The following is an 18,347-nucleotide window of genomic DNA, read 5'->3' as shown; positions in this document are numbered from 1 at the left end:
TCACTTGACGATGCGCTGGGTCACGAGACCCAGCTGGGTGATTTCGAGCCGTCCGACCAGGTCGAGCACCTCGACGACTTTCTGGTATTGGATGGTCGAATCCGCCTTGATGATCACCGGCAGGTCCGGCGTCACCGCCTTGTACTGCCGCAACAGGTTCTCGAGCTCCGGCATGCTCACCGGGAATGTGTCGAGGTAGATGGTTCCATCGGCGGTGATGCTGATGGCCTTGGTCTTGTTCTCGGCCAGCGACGGCTGGGCGCTGGCCTTCGGCAGGTTGACCTTGATGCCCTGCACCGTCGCGGTGGTGAGAATGATGAAGATGATCAGCAATACATAGGCGAGATCGAGCATCGGAGTGATGTTGATCTCGTCGTATACGTCCTTGTCGCCGCCACCGCCTGCCATGTCATTCCTACGAGTAGGTTTCGGCGATGCGCGTGACGAACTCGTCGACGAACACGTGGTTGTCCGCGCCGATCTCCTTGATGCGCGTGTTCAGGTAGTTGTAGCCGAACAGGCACGGGATGGCGACTCCAAGGCCCGCGACCGTGGCAACCAGCGCGGCCGCCGTACCCGGCGCGATCGCATTGACGTTGACGTCGCCGGCGACGGCGATCGCGGCGAAGGTGATCATGACGCCGACCACCGTGCCTAACAAACCCAGGAACGGGCCACCCGCGATGGAGATGGTCAGCCACACCATCTGGCTCGACAGCTGCTGGCCCATACGTGTGTGCGTGGCGTCGAGCGTGGCGCGAATCGCCTCGATCGATTGCGCGGACAACGTCTTTACACGGGCCGCGCCGGCAGGCTGACCCTCGACGCGTTTCATGGTCTCGCGCATGCCGTGGTGGTACAGGCGCCAGAGCGTGGAGGTGCCGAAACTCGCCGGGTCTTCTTTCGAGAAGATGGACGGCAACGCCGCCTCGCCGCCCTCTTCGAACGCGTCGTCGCCGCCCACGCCTTTCGCGCCGCCGCGGCTGCGCTCGAGCGCCGCCGGATCGTCGCGCAGCTTGCGGAACTCCCGCAGGAACTGCTTGTTGCCGCGCTCGACGCGATTCAGGAACGCGAACTTCCCACCCATGATGGCGATCGAGAGGAAGAACAGCACCATGAGGATGCCGATGATGATCCAGCCGTCGACCGTGACGTTACGCAGCGACGTGCCGATGTACGACGGGCCTTCGGCGTCCTCGTTCTGCGCATCGCCGCCATATACCACGAGCGGTGCGATCACGCCCTGGCTGCGCGCCGCCGCCTTGATCCAGTCGGTGCTGCGCGCGACATTCGAGACTTCGAACTCGTCGAGCTCGCCAGCAAGGTAGTTCGCACCGGCGGCACTCGCGCCGACCGTGAGCGCACCGCCGATCTCGTTGAGAGTGACCGGCGCCTTGCCCGCGCTGTCGCCGTCGACGAACAATTCCAGCTGGCCGTTGCCGGCGGCGAGCGCGAGGTGATGCCACTCTCCGGTCGACAACGCGACCGTGGAACCGACCTGCACCGGCGTACCGTCGGTGTAGCGCGCGAAGGCCTGGGTGCCTTCGATGCCGAGGATCAGCTCGCGACCATTCTCCGCGAGTTGCGCGACGTAGCTCTGCGACTGCGCGGACTCGATACGCACCCATGCCGACAGCGTGACGCCCTGGGCCGAAACCAGCCGCAACGATCCGGACGCGGGGATCGTGAGGTTCTGCGCGCCGGCGAACTTCAAACCCGAACCGATCAGCGAGGCGGACGTCAATTCCGCGCCGAAATTGGTCGGCTCGTTCTTGTACGCCGTCGCATCCTGCGCGGCATTCGCCGCCGCGCCGAAGTGATAGACCAGCGCCTGGTTCTTGTCGTAGCTGCCCGCGACGTCCGCCGCGGCCGGTGCATCCTTGTTGCCGTAGTAGAGGAACACCTTGTCGGTGTTCGCGCCGGCCGTAAGCTGCGGGACAGTGACCCACACGAACGCGATCTGCGCCTGCGGGTCGTAGCGCTCGATGTGAAATTTGAGCGGCGTCTTGTCGTCGCTGCCGATGAACCGCAGGTCCGAGCCGTCGGGCTTCGTGTCGTTGAAATAGCCGAAATTGCCGAGGCTCAACCGGATGAGCATGGGCACTTCGCTGGCGGTGCCCGGAATGGCGGCACCGGTGGGGCTCAGGTCGAAGGTGATTTCCTTGCGGAACGACCAGTCGTCATTCCACCACGCGAAGGCGCTCGGGCTCATGAGCGCGGCGCACAGGAGCACCAGACAGGTATGGACACCGCGGAATCGTCTCATGGGCCTTCTTGCACACTCTTATTAATAGGCGTTGGCACGGTCGCCGCCGGCCCGCTGAAGCCTCGCGATTATTCAGGCGATTTATGACAGTCGTGTTGCCTGCCGGGGGCCGCGAGCCCTTGCGCGCTTGTTGCGGCCCGCACCATGGGCCGGGAAATCGTGTTAGTCATCCGGCAGCTGGCGGCCGCGCGCTTACACGGGTACGACACAAACGCTGCGTATCTTCGGCGCATGCATGTCGCTGCCGTGAAGCCTGCTCACCCATGAATTCGGCTACCGTGCGCGACGATTCCCCGATACGCGTGTTCATCGGCTTCGATTCGCGCGAGGCGGCGGCGTTTTCCGTGCTCTCGCACAGCATTCACCGCCACGCCTCGCGACCGGTGAGCATCGCTCCGCTCATGCTGTCCCAGCTGCGCGATTCGTTGTGGCGCGAGCGTCACATCTACCAGTCCACGGACTTCTCCTTTTCGCGCTTTCTCACTCCTTATCTCTGCGGCTTCGAAGGCTGGGCGATCTTCCTCGATTGCGACATGCTGGTGCGCGACGACATTGCGAAACTCTGGGACCTGCGCGACTCGAACTACGCGGTGCAAGTGGTCAAACACGATCATCGCCCGCGCGAGACGACCAAGTTTCTCGATCAGACACAGACGCGGTACGAGAAGAAAAACTGGTCGAGCGTGATGTTGTTCAACGCCGCGCGATGCCAGGCCTTGGTGCCCGACTACGTCAATCGCGCCACCGGCCTGGAGTTGCACCAATTCAAATGGCTGGGCGGCGACGAGCACATCGGCGATTTGCCCGCGCGCTGGAACCGGCTGGTCGGGTATGACCAGGACGATCCCGATGCCGCCCTGCTGCACTTCACCTCGGGCGGCCCGTATTTTCATCGCTACCGGGACTGCTCGTTCGCCGGGGAATGGTTTGCGGAACGCGACTCGATGCTCGCCGTCGAGGACGCGCTGTCGCGCCCGCTCGGAATCGCAGCGCGCTGAGGCGTGGCCAACGAACATATCGGCCGCGTACCTCTTCTTCCTGCACGTCGGGCCAGACGTGACAGGGCCCACGCTGCTGCCGTGCGTACTTTGCGCTTATGAATGCCGTAGTCCCGCAAGCCACCGATGCCGAACGTCAATATGCCATCGGGCGGCAACTGAAGGCGCGCGGCGACCTCACGGGAGCCGAGATCGCCTATCGCGCCGCGCTGGATTTGCAGTCGCGCTTCTTCGACGCCTGGCTCAGCCTCGGCGTCCTTCTCAAACAGCAGGGACGCGCGGCGGAGGCTGAAGCCTGTTATCGAAAGGCCATCGACATCGATCCGGTCAATCATCTCGGCACTGTCAATCTTGGAAACCTGTTGCAGCAGCAGGGAAATTCGGCCGCCGCCGCGGAGTGTTTCCTCGCTGCGTTGCGGCTCGATCCGGGTTGCCAGGAGGCTCATGTCAACCTTGGCTACCTGCTGCTGGCCGAGAAGCGGCGGACCGAAGCCGCAGGTCATTTCGCCGCCGCACTGTCGCAAAACCCCCGTCTATTCGAAGCCGCGGCAGGACTCGGAGAAGCGCTGCTCGACGAGGACAACTACCAGGATGCGCTCGAGCCGCTGCTCGTCGCCAACCGCCTGCGGCCTGACGTTCCCGAAGTCAAACTGCTGCTGGGCCGCGCACTGGGAGGGGCTGGCGATTACGCCGGCGCCGCCCGTCAATTCGAGGCAGCCTTGAATGCGAAACCGCAAAGCCGCGGCGCGCTGTATGGACTCGCGACATCACTCGTCTACCTCGGTCAGTTCTCGCGCCCGCGACGTCTGCTCAAGCAAGCGGTCGACGCGGCGCCCGACAATTTCGCGGCACGCTTCGCCTATGCCACCTTGTTGCTGCGCGCGGGCGAACTTCGCGAAGGCTGGACGCACTATCACGCGCGTAGCACGCTCGAAACCCTCGCGCCACGCGAGTTCGCACAGCCACGCTGGCAAGGCGAGGACCTGGCTGGCCGTACATTGCTGATTGCGCGCGAGCAGGGGCTGGGCGATGAAATCATGTTCGCCTCGCTGTTTGCGGAGCTCATCGGCGCCGCACGCCACTGCATCGTCGAGTGTGACCCTCGCCTCGTCGGGCTCTACGAGCGATCCTTTCCACAGGCCACGTTCGTGGGAGTGGCGCCCGGCGAAGTATTGCCCGGCGACCTGCCGCCATTCGATTGCTGGACCCGGCTCGGGGATCCGCCCGGATTTCTGCGCAACGATCGCGAACGGTTCCCACAGCACGCGGGTTATCTGCGCGCGGACGAATCGCGGGTGTTGGCGTGGCGCGCACGGCTGGTCGAGCAATTCGGCTCGAAGCCGGTCGTCGGCATCAGCTGGCGCGGTGGCGCTGCCCGTACGCGCTCCGGCGAGCGCTCGCTGTCGCTGGAACAACTGCAGCCTCTGCTGGAATCCACGGAGTTCGCCTGGATCAGTCTGCAATACGGCGGCTGCGCGGACGAACTCGAGGAGTTTCGCCGCCGCAGCGGAATCGAGATCGCCCACTGGCAGTACGCGATAGACGATCTCGACGAATATGCGGCGCTCGTAACGGCGCTGTCGCTGACGCTCAGCGTCTGCTCGGCCGTGGTCCACCTGAGCGGCGCGCTCGGACGGCCCGCCTGGGTGATGGCGCCGCTGGTGCCGGAGTGGCGTTATGGCCGCGAGGGGGAAACCATGCCCTGGTACCCGAAGGTGCGCATTTTTCGCCAGGAGAAAGCGCGCGAGTGGCGTCCGGTCATCGCCGGCGTGAAGCGCCAACTGCGCAGGTTCGCCGCCGCACACGGCGCGTTTGCGGAACCATCGTGAGCGAGACAACCACCGCCGGCACCGCTGCCGCGGCGGCTTCCGCACCGGCCCGTGCCGAGGCCGGCGATGCGGAGCGCGAGTACGCCCGCGGTCGCGGCGAACGCGCCGCCGGGGACGACGCGGCCGCGGAGTCGAGTTATCGACGCGCGCTCGCGGCCCGGCCGCAGTATATCGACGCGTGGATCAGCCTCGGCATCCTGCTCAAGTCCTCGGGCCGCCTCGCGGAGGCTGAGGAAGCGCAACGCCGCGCCGTCGCGCTCGATCCCGCTAACTACCTTGCGCGGCTCAACCTCGCGAACGTCCTGGTCGCGCGCGGGCGCGACGCGGACGCGATCGACGAGTACCGCGCCGCGCTCGAATACGACCCGCAATGCGCCGAAGCGCACCACGGTCTCGGCCAGCTGTTGCTGGCGCGAAACGCGCGCGCCGAAGCCGTACCGCACTTCGCCGCGGCGCTGGCGGCGCGCCCCGGGCATTTCGAGGCCGCGCTCGGCCTGGGGCAAGCGCTAGTCGATACTTATCAGTGTGAAGCGGCGATCGAGCCCCTGGCCATCGCTGCACGGCTGCGCAGTTCGGATGTGAACGCCAAGCTGTGGCTTGGCCGTGCCTGCAGCGGCGCGGGCCAATACGCATCCGCGGCGCAGGAATTCGAAGCAGCGCTGCGCGCGGATCCGCAACACCCCGACGCGTTGTGCGGCCTGGCCACCGCGCTCATTTATCTCGGTCAGTTTTCCCGTCCGCGCGCGATTCTCGATGCGCTGGTCGCCGGCGCAAGCTGCCGCCTCTACCATCGATTCGAATACGCGACGTTGCTGCTGCGCTCTGGAGAGTTCCGCGAGGGCTGGAGACATTACGAATCGCGCTCGATCCGTTTTGGAAAAGCTCCCGGCGCGCCACGCTGGCAAGGCGAGGACATCACAGGCAAGACGCTGTTCATCGCGCGTGAGCAGGGTCTCGGCGACGAGATCATGTTTGCCTCGATCATCCCCGAAATCCTGCCGCTTGCCCGGCACGCGGTCATCGAATGCGATCGCCGGCTGGCGGCAATCTACAAGCGCTCCTTTCCGTTGGCCACGATTTCCGGCGTGGACCTTGCGACGCCTCACGACGCCGAACTTCCCGACAGACCGCTGCGAGATGCAACGCAGACCGACTGCTGGATCCGGCTCGGCGACCTGCCCGCCCGACGGCGCAATACGCCGGAGGATTTTCCACGTCACGGCGGGTATCTGTCGGCCGCTGCGGATCGCGTCGCCCTGTGGCGTTCGCGGCTGTCGCAAACGTCGCTGCGCGTGGGTATTGCGTGGCACGGCGGTGTCGCGCGCACACGCACCCGCGAACGCTCCATAACCCTCGAGGAACTCGCGCCGCTGTTCGCCGTGCCGGGAGTCCAGTTCGTCAGCCTGCAGCACGGACCGCACCGCGAAGAGCTGGCCGCTTTTTGCAGCCGATCGGCGGTACGCGTGGAACATTGGCAGGAATCCATCGACGATCTCGACGAATGCGCCGCCCTCATGGGTGCGCTCGACCTCGTGATCAGCGTTTGCTCATCGGTGGTCCACCTCGGGGGCGCACTCGGTCGCCCCACCTGGTGCCTGGCGCCGCTGGTGCCGGAGTGGCGTTACGGGCACGAGGGCGAGTCGATGATCTGGTATCCCGCGGTGCGGATGTTCCGCCAGGACAAGTCGCGCGCCTGGAATCCGGTGGTGGCACGCGCGCGGCGCGCGCTGCTCAAGCTGCCACGCGCCGCAACCGCCGCTCCAGTCTAACTATTGCTTCGGCCGCTGCTGTTCGCGGTTCAGGCACTCGGTGTCGTTGGGTTTGCAGACCGCCTCGCCGAATCCTTCGAGGAATACGTCGAGCCAGCCGACCGCGCTTTCGGCGAGCGGCGCCGACTGCGACTGTGAGCCGCCGCCGATGTCCTTCGACGCCGCGCTCGACGCGCTGCTCGACACTGCCGAGACACCGGACAGCGAAGCGCCGAGATTGCTGGTCTCCGCCGGAACGCCGGTCGAGGCGCCACCGACCTGGATGTTGTCGAGGCCCACCACCTGCTGCGCGGCCACGTTGAGATTGCCTGCCGAGCCGATGCCCGCATCACCCGCATTGACGATACCCGCAGGCGCGATCAGGTCGACGTCGCCGGGCTTGACGGTTTGATCGGTGAGAATGGCGCGAATGCCGCTGCCCGCGACCGCGCCGGACAAATCGACCACCACCCTGCCAGAATCGTCGACCACCACGCGCGGCGGCGGCGCCGAGATCGAGCTCTTCGCGCCGCGGCCGGCATCGATGTCCCCGCGCGTGGACCAGATCGCGATGTCGCCTCCCAGCAGCGTGAAAACGCGCGATTGGTTCACGAGGACGTCGCCAGCCGAGTAGATCCGCACGTCGCCCGCGCGCTGCGCCACGATTCCGAGATCGGACGGAGTGCGCGTCGGGGCCCCGATCGCGGGCGGTATCGCGAGACCCACGTCGACGATGCCACCCGGCACGAGCAGCGAGATATCGCCCCCATCCAGCGTATAGATGCGGCTGAAAGCCAGCTTGAGATCGCCGGCGTAGGGATTCGTGAACGGTTTGCCGCCGCCCGGATCGCGGCTGGCCGGGAACAGGCTGTCGATGGCCGCGTAGCCGCGCTCGAAATTGCTGCCGGGAACGGTGTTCGCTTCGCGGCCCGCGAGCACCAGCTCGCGGAAGAATACGTCGAAGAGGAACGGGCGCTTCCGGTCTTCGCGGAACAAATTGAATTGCGCGCGCGCGATGTCGTACGTCAGGTCCTGCGCGCCGGACTGCGATTCGACGTACTCGACCAGCAGGTCGCGATAGACCGACGACGGCGCCACGATGTCGTCCGTGAATCCATCGGTATCGAGCGGCTGGCTGAAACCCGCCATGGCCGTGATGGCCGCGCCGCCCACGCGGCCCAGATTCGGGTTGCGCAGCGAGCCGATGGTCGAGATGCCCTTCGAGAATCCGAGATCGATGTTGCGGCCCGCGAGTACGTCGAGGCGGCCTGGTCCGCCCACCTCGATATTGGCGTTGATGGCCGCGCTCGAGATCGTGAAATCCCGTCCCGCGGCAATCAGCGTCTGGTCGGTGGCGCGCAGGTTCTGGTTGGTGAGCGTGAAATCGCGGATGTCGCGACCGGCCTGCACGCGCGCCGCCTTGGGAAGCGCGAGGTCGCCGCCCAGGATGTCGCGTCCTGCCGTGATGCGCGCGGGTGCCAGGTCGTTGACATGGTGCAGCGCCTGCGTAAAGCGCGTGAGGTCGGTGACCGCGGGCGAACCCGCGGGCCGCGTCGGGATGGGCAAGGTGTTGAATGCCGCGTCCGACATGCGGATGCTGCTGCCGCGCAAGTTGAGGTCGCGACCGGCAAACAATTCCAGGTTGGAAGCGGGCGCCGGGAACAGGATCGGCGCGGTTCCCAGGGTGATATCGCCATCGAGCGCGCGTAATGCCAGGCTCGGTGGCGCATAACGCAGCGAGGCGCCACTGTTGTTGGCGACCTGGTTGCCGATGAAGGCGCCCACGTGTGATGGACTGGTCATCATCGACAAGTCGCCGCTGACGCTGCTCGCCGAAAACCCGGCATCGTCGCCGTAGGTGAAAAAGTAGCTGCGCTGCGAGGCAGGGACCTGCGTCTGCACCAGCATGGTTGGATTGAAGATCGTTTCGATCGCGACATCGCCACGCGCGAGCACGTCGAGGCGCGCGTTCTGCATCGAAAACAATGCGCCAAGCAACTCACCGTCCACGGAAGCGATGCGGGTGCGCGCCAGGTCGCCGCCCGCGCTTACGCGGTTGGAACCGGCCGTGACATGCAGAAAGGGACTGCCGACATCCCGGCCCGCCTCGATCGACATCACACCACCCGCGTACCGCGCCACGCTGCCGTCGGGCAATCCATAACCGGAGTCCGCGGTGGCGGCCGTGAGGTCGCTCACGTCGCGGCCTGCCTGCACCGACAGATCGCCGCCGCCCAGCGTTCCGGCATTCCAGCCGAAGGCGTTGACATCGACGCCCCAGCGAACCGGCTCGACGGCGCCCGTCAAGCGGCCGCGGCGCGGCTGCCATGCCCCGACGGCCTGCACGACTTCGGAGCCCGCCACGTCGCGGCCCGCGCGAATCGCGAGAGCGCCACCGCCGGTCGGAAACTCGACCAGCGTGGTTCCGGAGATGTCGAGGTTCGGCTGGCCCGCGAGGCCAGCCGTATAGGCGCTGGCGCGTGTACCCGCGAAGACCACATCGCGCGCGGCGATCAGCGACAGCTCGCCGGTGCCAGTGCGCACGACGGCATCGATCAGACTCAGGTCGGCATTCGAAGCCGCGTTGACGGTCTGCACATTTGCCGCCGTAAAATCCGCGCCGGCGATCAGGCTCAGCGTCGCCGAGCGGCCCTCGCCGAGGACGTAGCGCGAATCGGGCAGCACGAAGCCGTCGCTCAGGTCGCCGTTGACGGTAAGCGCGCCGCCCGCGCGGAACGTGATCGCCGCGGGTTCGCCGTTGAAACGCCAGCCGCTGAAATCGGCGGTAGATAGTTGCAGGTCGCCGGTCCGGCGCAGCTCGAGGTTCGGCTGCAGCAGCAGCGAAACGCCGGGGCTCGCATTCCCGAGGCGCGCCTGGATCAGCGCGGCTGCCGTGTCGTACCACGCGTGTGCCGTGGCCGCGTAGCCATCGAGCGCGAAGGCATCGAGAAATTCAGGCACCGCATCGAAAGCCAGTGTCGGTTCGAGCGTGATGGCATTCGTGCCGCGCACGGTGGCGCCGAGACGGTCGACCGCGATGTCGTTGGCCAGCGCCGGTGCGCGCACGGTGACGCGTCCCGCCTCATGAGTGCCGGTTACGTCGAGTATGGCGCCCGGCGCGAGATCCACGCTGCCACCGCTGGCGGAAACCGTGATGACTCCGCCGCGTCCCAATGTGCCGCCGCCCGTGGCCGAGAGCCGTGCGCCGCTGCCCACTGTCACGCCGCGACCGCCAAACAACGAAATGTTGCTGCGCTCGTTGTCCGAGTCCGCACGCAGGCTGCCGTGCACCCGCACTGCCCCGCTGTCGCTGGCGAGACTGATGTGGCGCGCGTTCCAGGAAAGCCCCGCGCCGAATTCCAGGTCTCCCGTGCGCATGCGCACGTCACGGTTGCCGCGGAATCCGCCGGCTTCGACGCCCGCGGCGAGCGCTGCGAAATCGGGCAGCGAACCGGCATCGATGATCAACGCGCCTCCCGCTGCGCCAGCATCCGACCGCGCCTGCATCGCTCCGCGTAATTGAACCGTGCCGGGGCTCGAGATCGACAGGCGGCCCGCCGCTGTGCCCGTGCCGCCATTCAGAGCCAGCATCGAGCCTTCGAGGCCGATCAGTTCCGTGCCCGCGCTCAGCGTGATCCAGCCGCCGGGCGAGCTGACACGGTGATCGGCGCTGACCACGTCGACGCCGCTCACGTCAATGCGCGCATTCGCACCGAGCCGCAGCCGCTGCGTTGCGTTGAGTGTCGTAAGTCCCGACGGCAGCAGGATTTGCCCGTCGATGTCGAGATTCCGCCCGGCGAGTTGCAGCTCTCCGCCGAGGCCGGGTGCGCGGGACGAAGCAGCCTGCGTACTGCCGCGCAGCGACAGATCGCCAGTCACCTTCAGTTCGGCATTGCCGCCCGAGGCCACGGACAGCTGGCCCGCGAAGATGGAAAGATCGGCCGGCGCACGCAACGACACGGCGCCATTCGCCAGCAGCGTATCGCGGGCTTCGAAGTTCAGCATCGAGAAGCCATCGAAATCGATGAAGCCCGGCTGCAGGTCGATCTGCTCCGCCGCCAGCGAGAAGGTTGCGCCGCCCGCGGCACCCGCGGCACCCGGGGCGTTCGCGCCGCCGAGTTCGATGCGATTCGCTGCAAACGCGACGTCGACCGAATCGGCGGCACGCAGCATTCCGCCGACCAGCGCGATCGAGCCCAACGGAGCGGCGTCCGAACCGAGCTGCACGGACTGCAGAAAATCGATGACGCCGCGGCTTTCGAAACGCAGCGCGTCGGCGCTGCGGAGCTGATCGAGCACCTGCGAAGTGAAGGTCAATCCTTCGGTGGCCAGTTGCTCGCCGAAGGTCAGACGGTTCGAGACCAGATCGACTTCGGCGCCGGCCGCAACGATCTCACCATCGAGCGTACCGTCGGCCGCGTCGATGAGTAGCGAGCCCGTCGTCGTCAGGCTCGAACCCGCGGCGAGAATTGCGCGGCCACTGCCAGTCGCGGTGGAAGCGTCCGGCCGGCCGATCACCAGCCGGTTGCTGCTGGACAACGCGAGAACCGCGGGGTCGGCGCCGCTGGCCGAAGTCACGTCGATGGCGCGCTCCACGAGCGCACTGCCGCCGGCGGACGTGCCGAGCTGCGCGCCGTTCGCGACGGTGATGCTGGAGTCCGCGACCGCGATCAGCTCCGCGCCGCCGAGCGTGGCGCCGTCGTCGAACAGTATCTGGTCGGCGACCGATTCGATGGCGGTGCCATTCGACGTACGCCGGCCGCCGAACAGCACGCTCGCTGCATTCCAGCTCGAGATCCGCTCGGCGTCGATGCGTACCGCATCGGGCGAGTGACGCGTATCTCCCGGGCCGATCTCGAGGTTGTGCGCGGCAATGTCCACCAGCGCGCCGCGGCCACCCGTTGCCGCCGCGGCGCGCACGTTACCGAGCGCAGCTAGCGTGGTCGATGCGAACAGGCCCAGAGTACCCGCATCCTGGGTGCGCGCCACCGCGCCGAGATCCAGGCGCTCGGCGCGCGCCGGGAAGAACGTGGACGCGCGAAAATCCTCGTAACTCGCCAGCTTGCGGACGTCGGCATTGGACGTGACGGCAAAGCCGCTAAAGCGGGTTTCGCCCAGGCCGCTCGATGCGAAAGTGCGGTAGCCCGCGATGACCGACGTGCCATCCGGCAGGCGCGACGCGCCGCCGGGCACGATGTCGGTGAACCCCGCGACGCGACGCACCAGCACGGCACCCGGCAGCAGCGCGTAGCGGGGCGGCAGCAGTGGATAGACGCCGGCCGCCAGACCGGCGGTTCCGGATAGATAGACGCTGTCGCCGGCGCGCAGCGGCGAGCCCGCCGATTCGACCGGATCGTAGGGCGCGAATCCGCCGCGCAGCGACGGCAGGACGGCGTAATAACCATTACCCGCCGCGGCATCGAGCACGTCGACCGAACCGCCCGTGCCGGGCAGGAAGTTGTAGCCGTACAGATCGCCGCCGCCGCGCAGGTCGATGGTGGCGCCGGCGGCAATGTTCACATTGGCGGAATCAACGGCGACGCGCCGCTCCGGGATGGACTGCTGCTCGACGCCGTTGTAAAACCATTGCTCGCCCAGCTCGACCCGGCCAAACGGCACCAGCAGGTCCGTCGCGGCCACCGAGGTCACGCTGCCGTCCTGCAGGTCGACGCTCTCGGTTCCGTTGAGCGTCAGCGTTCCGAACGGCGCGAGCAACGTTCCGCCCTGCTGGATCTCGCGGGCCGACAGTGTCAGCGAGCCGCCCGCGCTGAGCGGCGTGGTTGCATCGCCGCCGCTGCGTCCGATACGCAGCACACCTTCGGCACCGGCATCCAGGCGAAAGACGCTCTGGGTCGACGGATAGATTTGCGACGCCGTCAGCGCCAACTCGCCGGCCGCCTGCAATGAGCCACGGTTGATGCCGGCCGCATCCTGCACGCCGCGCAGCCGCATATCGCCGCTGCTGTGGAGGCTTACGTGATCCGCACGCTGGAAGACGAGATCGCCGATCGCGTCGATGAAACCGGCGTTGACCTCGAGGCTGCCGCTGCCGGAAGTCGCCGCCACCACGCGAGCGGGCGCGAGCGTCGGACCGAGCGCAATGTATGGCGCATCGAGCCGCGTCGTGGCGCCCGGCGCCAGATCGATGACGGGCGATTCGAGCCGCAGTTGCCGCCCGAGTGAAAGAGTCACTCCGGCATCGAAACTCAGTATTCCATCGGTTTCGAGGTGCAGGGCGTCGAAGCCGTTTTCGGCAATGCGCTGCGATTCGATCACGGCCAGGCCGTTGCCAGGCTGGCCGGCGAAAGAATCCGGAATCACGCGGATGACGCGCGGCGTGGTCGGATAAGTCTCGGCGACTCCCGGGTCGCCCGCCGCGAATCCGCGCCGCCGCGTCAACTGCACGCTCAGCGATCCGCCCGGCGCCGCGAGTGCGCCGCCGCTGCCGGCGAAGCCGCGCATCTCTCCCCCGAGCAGGATCGATTCGGGCGCGCGCACCGTCAACGCACCGCCGGCGCTCGCGATGGTTTGGCGCACATAACCCGAATTCTCCGCACCCGAAGGCAGATCGAGGCTTGCGGACGCGCCGGACACATTCACGCTCGAACCGGAACGCAGGAATACGGAGCCACGATCGGCGAGCAGGTTCACCGAGCCGCCGGCGAGCACATCTCCCAGTTTCAGATCGATATCGCTGGGACGCAGCAGCGTGCCGCCGGACACGTCGAGCCGCGCGGTCGACGTCAACTCGAGTTGCAGCTCCGGCAGGAACCCCACGTCGAACGCCGGGGCGGCATTCGGCACCGACACATTGATGGTGCCGCCCATCGAATACACCTGCCCGGCCAGCCGCACACCACCGGGCGAGGCGAAGCTGAAAGTGGAACGCGAGGCGCCGGCGATCACCGAGTTCTGCTCGACATTCAGCCTGCCGACCGGCCGCCCGAACAAGTCACGCGGATCGACGCGCAGCGCGATGCTGACCGGCGCCTGTTGGTATTCCGGGGCGAGCACGTTGCGCGTGAATCCCTCGACCGTCGACTCCGCGCCGCGCAGGTTTTGCGCGCCATCGATCTCGAGCCTGCGGACGCGTGCGTCGATCGAAGTACCCGCGAGGACGGTCAGCGCGTCGGGAAGTTCGGCTGATCGTGCCGGGCCGGTGGCGATCAATTCGAACGTGGCGAACCCGTGATCGCGGAACAGCGCATCGCCGAGCCTCAACGAGGAATCGAGATCGGCCAGGGGATCGAAATCCTGGGCGAACGACCAGCTCTCCTGCGTGCCGATTTCCAGGCGGCGCGTCTCGAGCGTGAATCTGCCGCCACTGGCACCCTGGACACCGAACGCATCGAGGCAGACGTTTTCGCCGATGGCCAACGCGGAATCCTGTGAACCCGAACGCAGCGAAATGCGACCGCCCGCGCCTCCGGTCAATACGCCGCTCGCCGACATCGACGCGCCGCCGCTCGCCCGCAGCATCACGCCGTCGCCGAGCTGCAGGCGGCCGATACCGTCCTGGAATGAACGCACGGCCAGGTCGATGCTGCCGCCATTGCGATACACCGGGCCGAGCGGATCGACCAGGTCGTTCTGCCAGCGGCCGCGCACGTCGAGTGTCACGCCGTCGCCGATGGTGATGACGGGCGCGCTCAAACTCGCGCCGGGAATGTCCGCGGTGAAATCGGCCGCAAACTGCAGCGAGCCCGAGCTGGCCGTGATGTCGGATTGGATATCGACCGCGCGCGCCCGGATGTTGAGCGTACTGCCCGGGGAAAGTGTCAGCGGCGTGTCGGCGCGCAGCGAGACTGTGCCATTGCTGTTCAATTCGGCGGTCGTGAAACCGCCGCGGGTCAGGAATTCGACCGGCAATTCCAGTGGCACGTTGCCAGGCAGAGGCGCGTCCGGACCGACCACCACCGTCGGGCGGCTGTTGACCAGCGTGATCGACGGCGCTCGAAAATCTCCGGTGTCGCCGAACGGGCTGGAGGCGCCGATGATCAGCCGCCCTCCGGCCGGGATCGTCGCCGGATCGCGCTGAAAAATGCCGGGAGTCGCATGACCCTCGAAGTTTCCGTTGAGCAACATGGCGGGCGCCTCGATGCGCACCACTCCGGCTGCACGGCCTTCGACGTAACCCGGATCGTAGTGGCCGAGCTGCGGACCCGAGATCGTCTCGACCACGCCCCACCGGTCGAAACGCCGGGTGACCTGCGGATTTATTACACCGACGTAGCGGACGTTCGGATCGGCATGCCCGATGTCCACGGCCTGGCCATTTTCGGTCACCAGCATCGAGGTCTGGATGACGCCGGGCCGATACACGATGGCGCCGCCGGACACATCGACGCGCGACCCTTCGGTCATCACCACGTCACCCTGCGACTGCAACTCCACCGTGCCGCCGCGCGAGGTGCGCTCGGCGATGTCGCGCGGCAGGGACGCCAACGCGCCCGATACGTCGCCGAACGGAGTACCCACGCGCGCGTCGACCACCACGGCGCGGCCGCGCACCACGCCGTCGCGCTGCAGTGGCGAGTCGCGCAGTTCGTTGGCGCGCATCTCGACCGTCACCAGGTTTCGCTCCACCGCCGCCGATGCGGTACTGCCGGCGACGTCGATGACCGCCCCGCTGCCCATGCGAATCTGCGACTGCGCGTCGTTGCCAATTCCTGCGGAGGGATCGGCGCGCGCCTGCAGGGTCACCGTGCCGCCCGGAGCGACGATGCGCGCGCCGCCCGTCAGCGCGATCCGCTGCGCGCTGATCTCGACACGCGATGGGTCCTGGGCCTGGTCGTCCACCGCGGTGGCCTTGTCGGTGAGCTCGGGCAGCACCGTGGTCGAGCTGCCGGAACCCAGGGTGACGCTGCCGCCGTGGGTCGCGTTCAATGTGATGTTGCCGCCCTGCGTCTGCGTCCGCACCGTGTCGCGGCCTAACAATCTGATCGAACCGTTGGCCGACACGGTGGTGGTCGCCGAGATGCGCCCGTCCTGGTTCACGGCAAGACCGGCGATCGTGACGTTGCCGCGCGCCGCGCTGATATCACCGGTCAGCTGGTTCCAGGCCGTGCCGCCCGAATCGACTTCGACCAGCAAGCCACGCAGGGACGCATCGCTGCTCGGCACCAGGTAGACCTTCTCACCGGCGGCCACCAGCACCTGACCATCCGGAGTGTCGATGCGGCCGGCGTTCTCCACGTTGCGCGAAGCGAGAATCACGCGCCCGCCCGAGCCGGTGGTGAGCTGCGCGCCCTGCTCGACACTCAGCTTGATTTCGAGTGGTTTGCCGTCGGCGCCGCGCACCGGATTTCCCTGCGCGTCGATCACCGACGCACGGCCATCGGAGAGCAGCGCCGGCCGGCCGTTGCGCACCAGGTCGGGCGACACAATGCCGCTCGCAAACACCTCGTCCGAGATGTTGAGGGTCGACGCCAGCAGGCCGGCCGTCTTCACCTTGGCGCCCGCGCCGAAGATGATGCCGTTCTGGTTGACCAGATAGATCTGCCCGTTGGCTTCGACCGCGCCAAAGATGCGGCTCGGCGATTCCTGGTGAATCCGGTTCAGCGCGATGGAGCTGCTGTCCGGCTGCGTGAAAATCACCCGGCCGTCGGCGCTCACATTGAAACTGCGCCAGTTCAGGATGGCGCGATCGGTGGTCTGATTGATGTTCAGCGTGTTACCCACCGCCGTGGCACTGGCCTGGCCCGACTGCACGAATGCCGGAACCTGCGGGCCGCACGAACCGGCGATACAGGGAATGGGCAACTCAGCCGCCGGCACGCTGGCGAGCGTGCAGAACTGCATGAATGCCGCGGCCGCGCAGACGGTGAGCCGGCCGCCGAGGTTCGTTCCACGCATTACCACGAAGCACGCAGCATGAAATTCAACCTGGAGTCCCCGATTTCGGTACGCGAGCCGGGCACCAGTGGATAGGCCCAGGCGAATTGCCCCTGCAGGTAGCGCGAGAGCAGGAAACGCATGCCGGCGCCCCAGCTGGAAAGGTCCGCCTCGCGCGGCTCGTCGGGCAGCGGCGCGACCACCGAGATGCGGCCGGCGTCGAAGAACAGGAACCCGGTCAGCGTGGAATCGGCGAAACCGAGCGGCAAGGCCGCCGTCTCCAGCTGCAGCGAGCCGCTGAAACCGATGTCGCCGAGTTGCTCGGCTTCGAGGTAACCGCGCACGCTGTCGGCGCCGCCGATGGTGAACTGTTCGTTGCCGATCACCGGCTCGACCGTGTACTGGCCGGCCAGCCGCGCGGCGACGGCCAGACCATGCCAGGCCGGCGTACGGTAGCTCGCGCCCGCCCGCAGATAGAAATAGTTAGGCCGCCCGCGGAAGCGCTTGTCGGCGAATTCCTGTTCGGTGTTGATCCCGCCGCGCACGCCGAAATTGACGGTCGGACTGATGGAAAACTCGTGACCCGAGAAATTCCAGGTGCTGCTGCTGCCCAGCGAAAAATTCAGATAACTGATCGGCGTCGCGAAGGCACTCTCGGCATCGAGGCGGATGTTCTCCAGGAAATCCTTGTAGTCGACTCCGAGCGTGAGCGCATGGGTGGAATCCGTGCCGGACGAGAACGGCAGGATCAGCCGCGAGCCGTAGACCTTGCCGCGGCCGAGCACGCTCAAGGTTCCGAGCGCGGCCACGTCGCTGTCGGAGTCGACGAAGAACAATCCAAGGCGGCGGCCGGCCCCGAGATTGCGGGTGTAGCTCGCCACGAACACGCCGAGCTCGCCGGGTTCCTCGGGCGCCGTCTGGTATTGCAATCCCACGCTGTCCAGGCGATCGAACAGGTTGTCGTAGCTGAATCCGACCGTGGCGCGCAGGCGCGACGTGTCGGCCGTGTACTGATCATTGAGCTCGGCGGTCGCGTGCAGCGGCAGATGATCGTCCACGCGCAAGGTGAGGTTCACGGTCCCGGGCACGGAACCTGCACCCAGCACCGGCACCACGCTGCGGTCGGCTGTCTGCACGTTCAGTGTCGCGAGCTCGCGCTGCAGTTGCGGCAAATCCGGCACTTGCGCCTTGTCGGCTGCCGGAAGCGCGGCGAGGATCTTGCGGCCGGAGAAAAAACGCGCACCCTGCACGCGGATCTGCCGCAGCCGCCCTTCGGTGACCTTGAGGCGCACGATTCCTTCGTTCACATCCTGTTCGGGAATATCGACGAACACCGTGCCGCGGCCGGCGGCGCGATACGCATTCTCGAGCGCGACCCGCGCACTCTCGACGTCCTCGAGTGTTTTTTGCGGACCTAGATAGGGGTAGACGGCGGCTTCGACCGCGGTGACCGGCAACACCGTGTTGCCGAGCACGCGAAATTCGGCAACGTCGAAATGCAGCGGCGCCTGGGATGCGGGTGCACCGCCCGCTTCGGCCTGCGCGTGCAAGACCTGCGGTGCGAGCAGCACTAGCAACAATTCACCCAGCAGCACGCGCAAGCGCTTGTTGTTATGGATCATCACGCTGCAAGACCGTAGAAAAAAAGGGCCGACCCCGGTGGGTCGGCCCA

The 18,347-nt window shown here is 66.8% G+C and carries 7 protein-coding genes; 3 read left to right on the top strand and 4 right to left on the bottom strand.

Annotated elements, in window-relative coordinates:
• Both WDO72_17340 and WDO72_17335 read right to left on the bottom strand, forming a co-directional pair.
• On the bottom strand, positions 1–408 hold the full coding sequence (locus tag WDO72_17340) for a biopolymer transporter ExbD (protein MEJ0087441.1): 408 nt from the start codon (positions 406–408) through the stop codon (positions 1–3).
• A 7-nt stretch (positions 409–415) separates the two neighbouring features.
• On the bottom strand, positions 416–2,266 hold the full coding sequence (locus WDO72_17335; protein ID MEJ0087440.1) for a DUF2341 domain-containing protein: 1,851 nt from the start codon (positions 2,264–2,266) through the stop codon (positions 416–418).
• 263 nt (positions 2,267–2,529) lie between these two features.
• On the opposite strand from WDO72_17335, the gene WDO72_17330 reads away from it, so the two are divergent.
• From WDO72_17330 to WDO72_17320, 3 genes are all read left to right on the top strand, one after another.
• Complete coding sequence (locus WDO72_17330; GenBank protein MEJ0087439.1) at positions 2,530–3,264, top strand: glycosyltransferase; 735 nt, start codon at positions 2,530–2,532, stop codon at positions 3,262–3,264.
• Positions 3,265–3,362: 98 nt separating this feature from the next.
• Positions 3,363–5,093: a tetratricopeptide repeat protein gene (locus WDO72_17325; protein MEJ0087438.1), complete on the top strand. Its 1,731-nt coding sequence runs from the start codon at positions 3,363–3,365 to the stop codon at positions 5,091–5,093.
• Complete coding sequence (locus WDO72_17320) at positions 5,090–6,862, top strand: tetratricopeptide repeat protein (protein MEJ0087437.1); 1,773 nt, start codon at positions 5,090–5,092, stop codon at positions 6,860–6,862. Before WDO72_17325 ends, WDO72_17320 begins: the two co-directional genes overlap by 4 nt.
• Here WDO72_17320 and WDO72_17315 read toward each other — a convergent pair whose 3' ends face one another.
• Both WDO72_17315 and WDO72_17310 read right to left on the bottom strand, forming a co-directional pair.
• Positions 6,863–16,696 (bottom strand): filamentous hemagglutinin family protein, encoded by a 9,834-nt coding sequence (locus tag WDO72_17315; GenBank protein MEJ0087436.1) that lies wholly within the window; start codon positions 16,694–16,696, stop codon positions 6,863–6,865. It lies immediately after the preceding gene.
• Positions 16,696–18,297 carry a ShlB/FhaC/HecB family hemolysin secretion/activation protein gene (locus tag WDO72_17310; protein ID MEJ0087435.1) on the bottom strand — a complete coding sequence of 534 codons (1,602 nt, stop codon included), beginning with the start codon at positions 18,295–18,297 and terminating at the stop codon, positions 16,696–16,698. Before WDO72_17310 ends, WDO72_17315 begins: the two co-directional genes overlap by 1 nt.
• Between the last annotated feature and the right edge of the window lie 50 nt (positions 18,298–18,347).

The organism is Pseudomonadota bacterium (assembly GCA_037200975.1).
Taxonomy (GTDB): Bacteria; Pseudomonadota; Gammaproteobacteria; order Steroidobacterales; family Steroidobacteraceae; genus CADEED01.
Note: the sequence above shows the minus strand (reverse complement) of the source record. Positions and strands in the feature narration are given on the sequence as shown.

Bases quoted from the DNA above. Each gene is read 5' to 3' on its own strand.
- WDO72_17340 (MEJ0087441.1), bottom strand. From the start codon at position 408: ATGGCAGGCGGTGGCGGCGACAAGGACGTATACGACGAGATCAACATC.
- WDO72_17335 (MEJ0087440.1), bottom strand. From the start codon at position 2,266: ATGAGACGATTCCGCGGTGTCCATACCTGTCTGGTGCTCCTGTGCGCC.
- WDO72_17330 (MEJ0087439.1), top strand. From the start codon at position 2,530: ATGAATTCGGCTACCGTGCGCGACGATTCCCCGATACGCGTGTTCATC.
- WDO72_17325 (MEJ0087438.1), top strand. From the start codon at position 3,363: ATGAATGCCGTAGTCCCGCAAGCCACCGATGCCGAACGTCAATATGCC.
- WDO72_17315 (MEJ0087436.1), bottom strand. From the start codon at position 16,696: ATGCGTGGAACGAACCTCGGCGGCCGGCTCACCGTCTGCGCGGCCGCG.
- WDO72_17310 (MEJ0087435.1), bottom strand. From the start codon at position 18,297: ATGATCCATAACAACAAGCGCTTGCGCGTGCTGCTGGGTGAATTGTTG.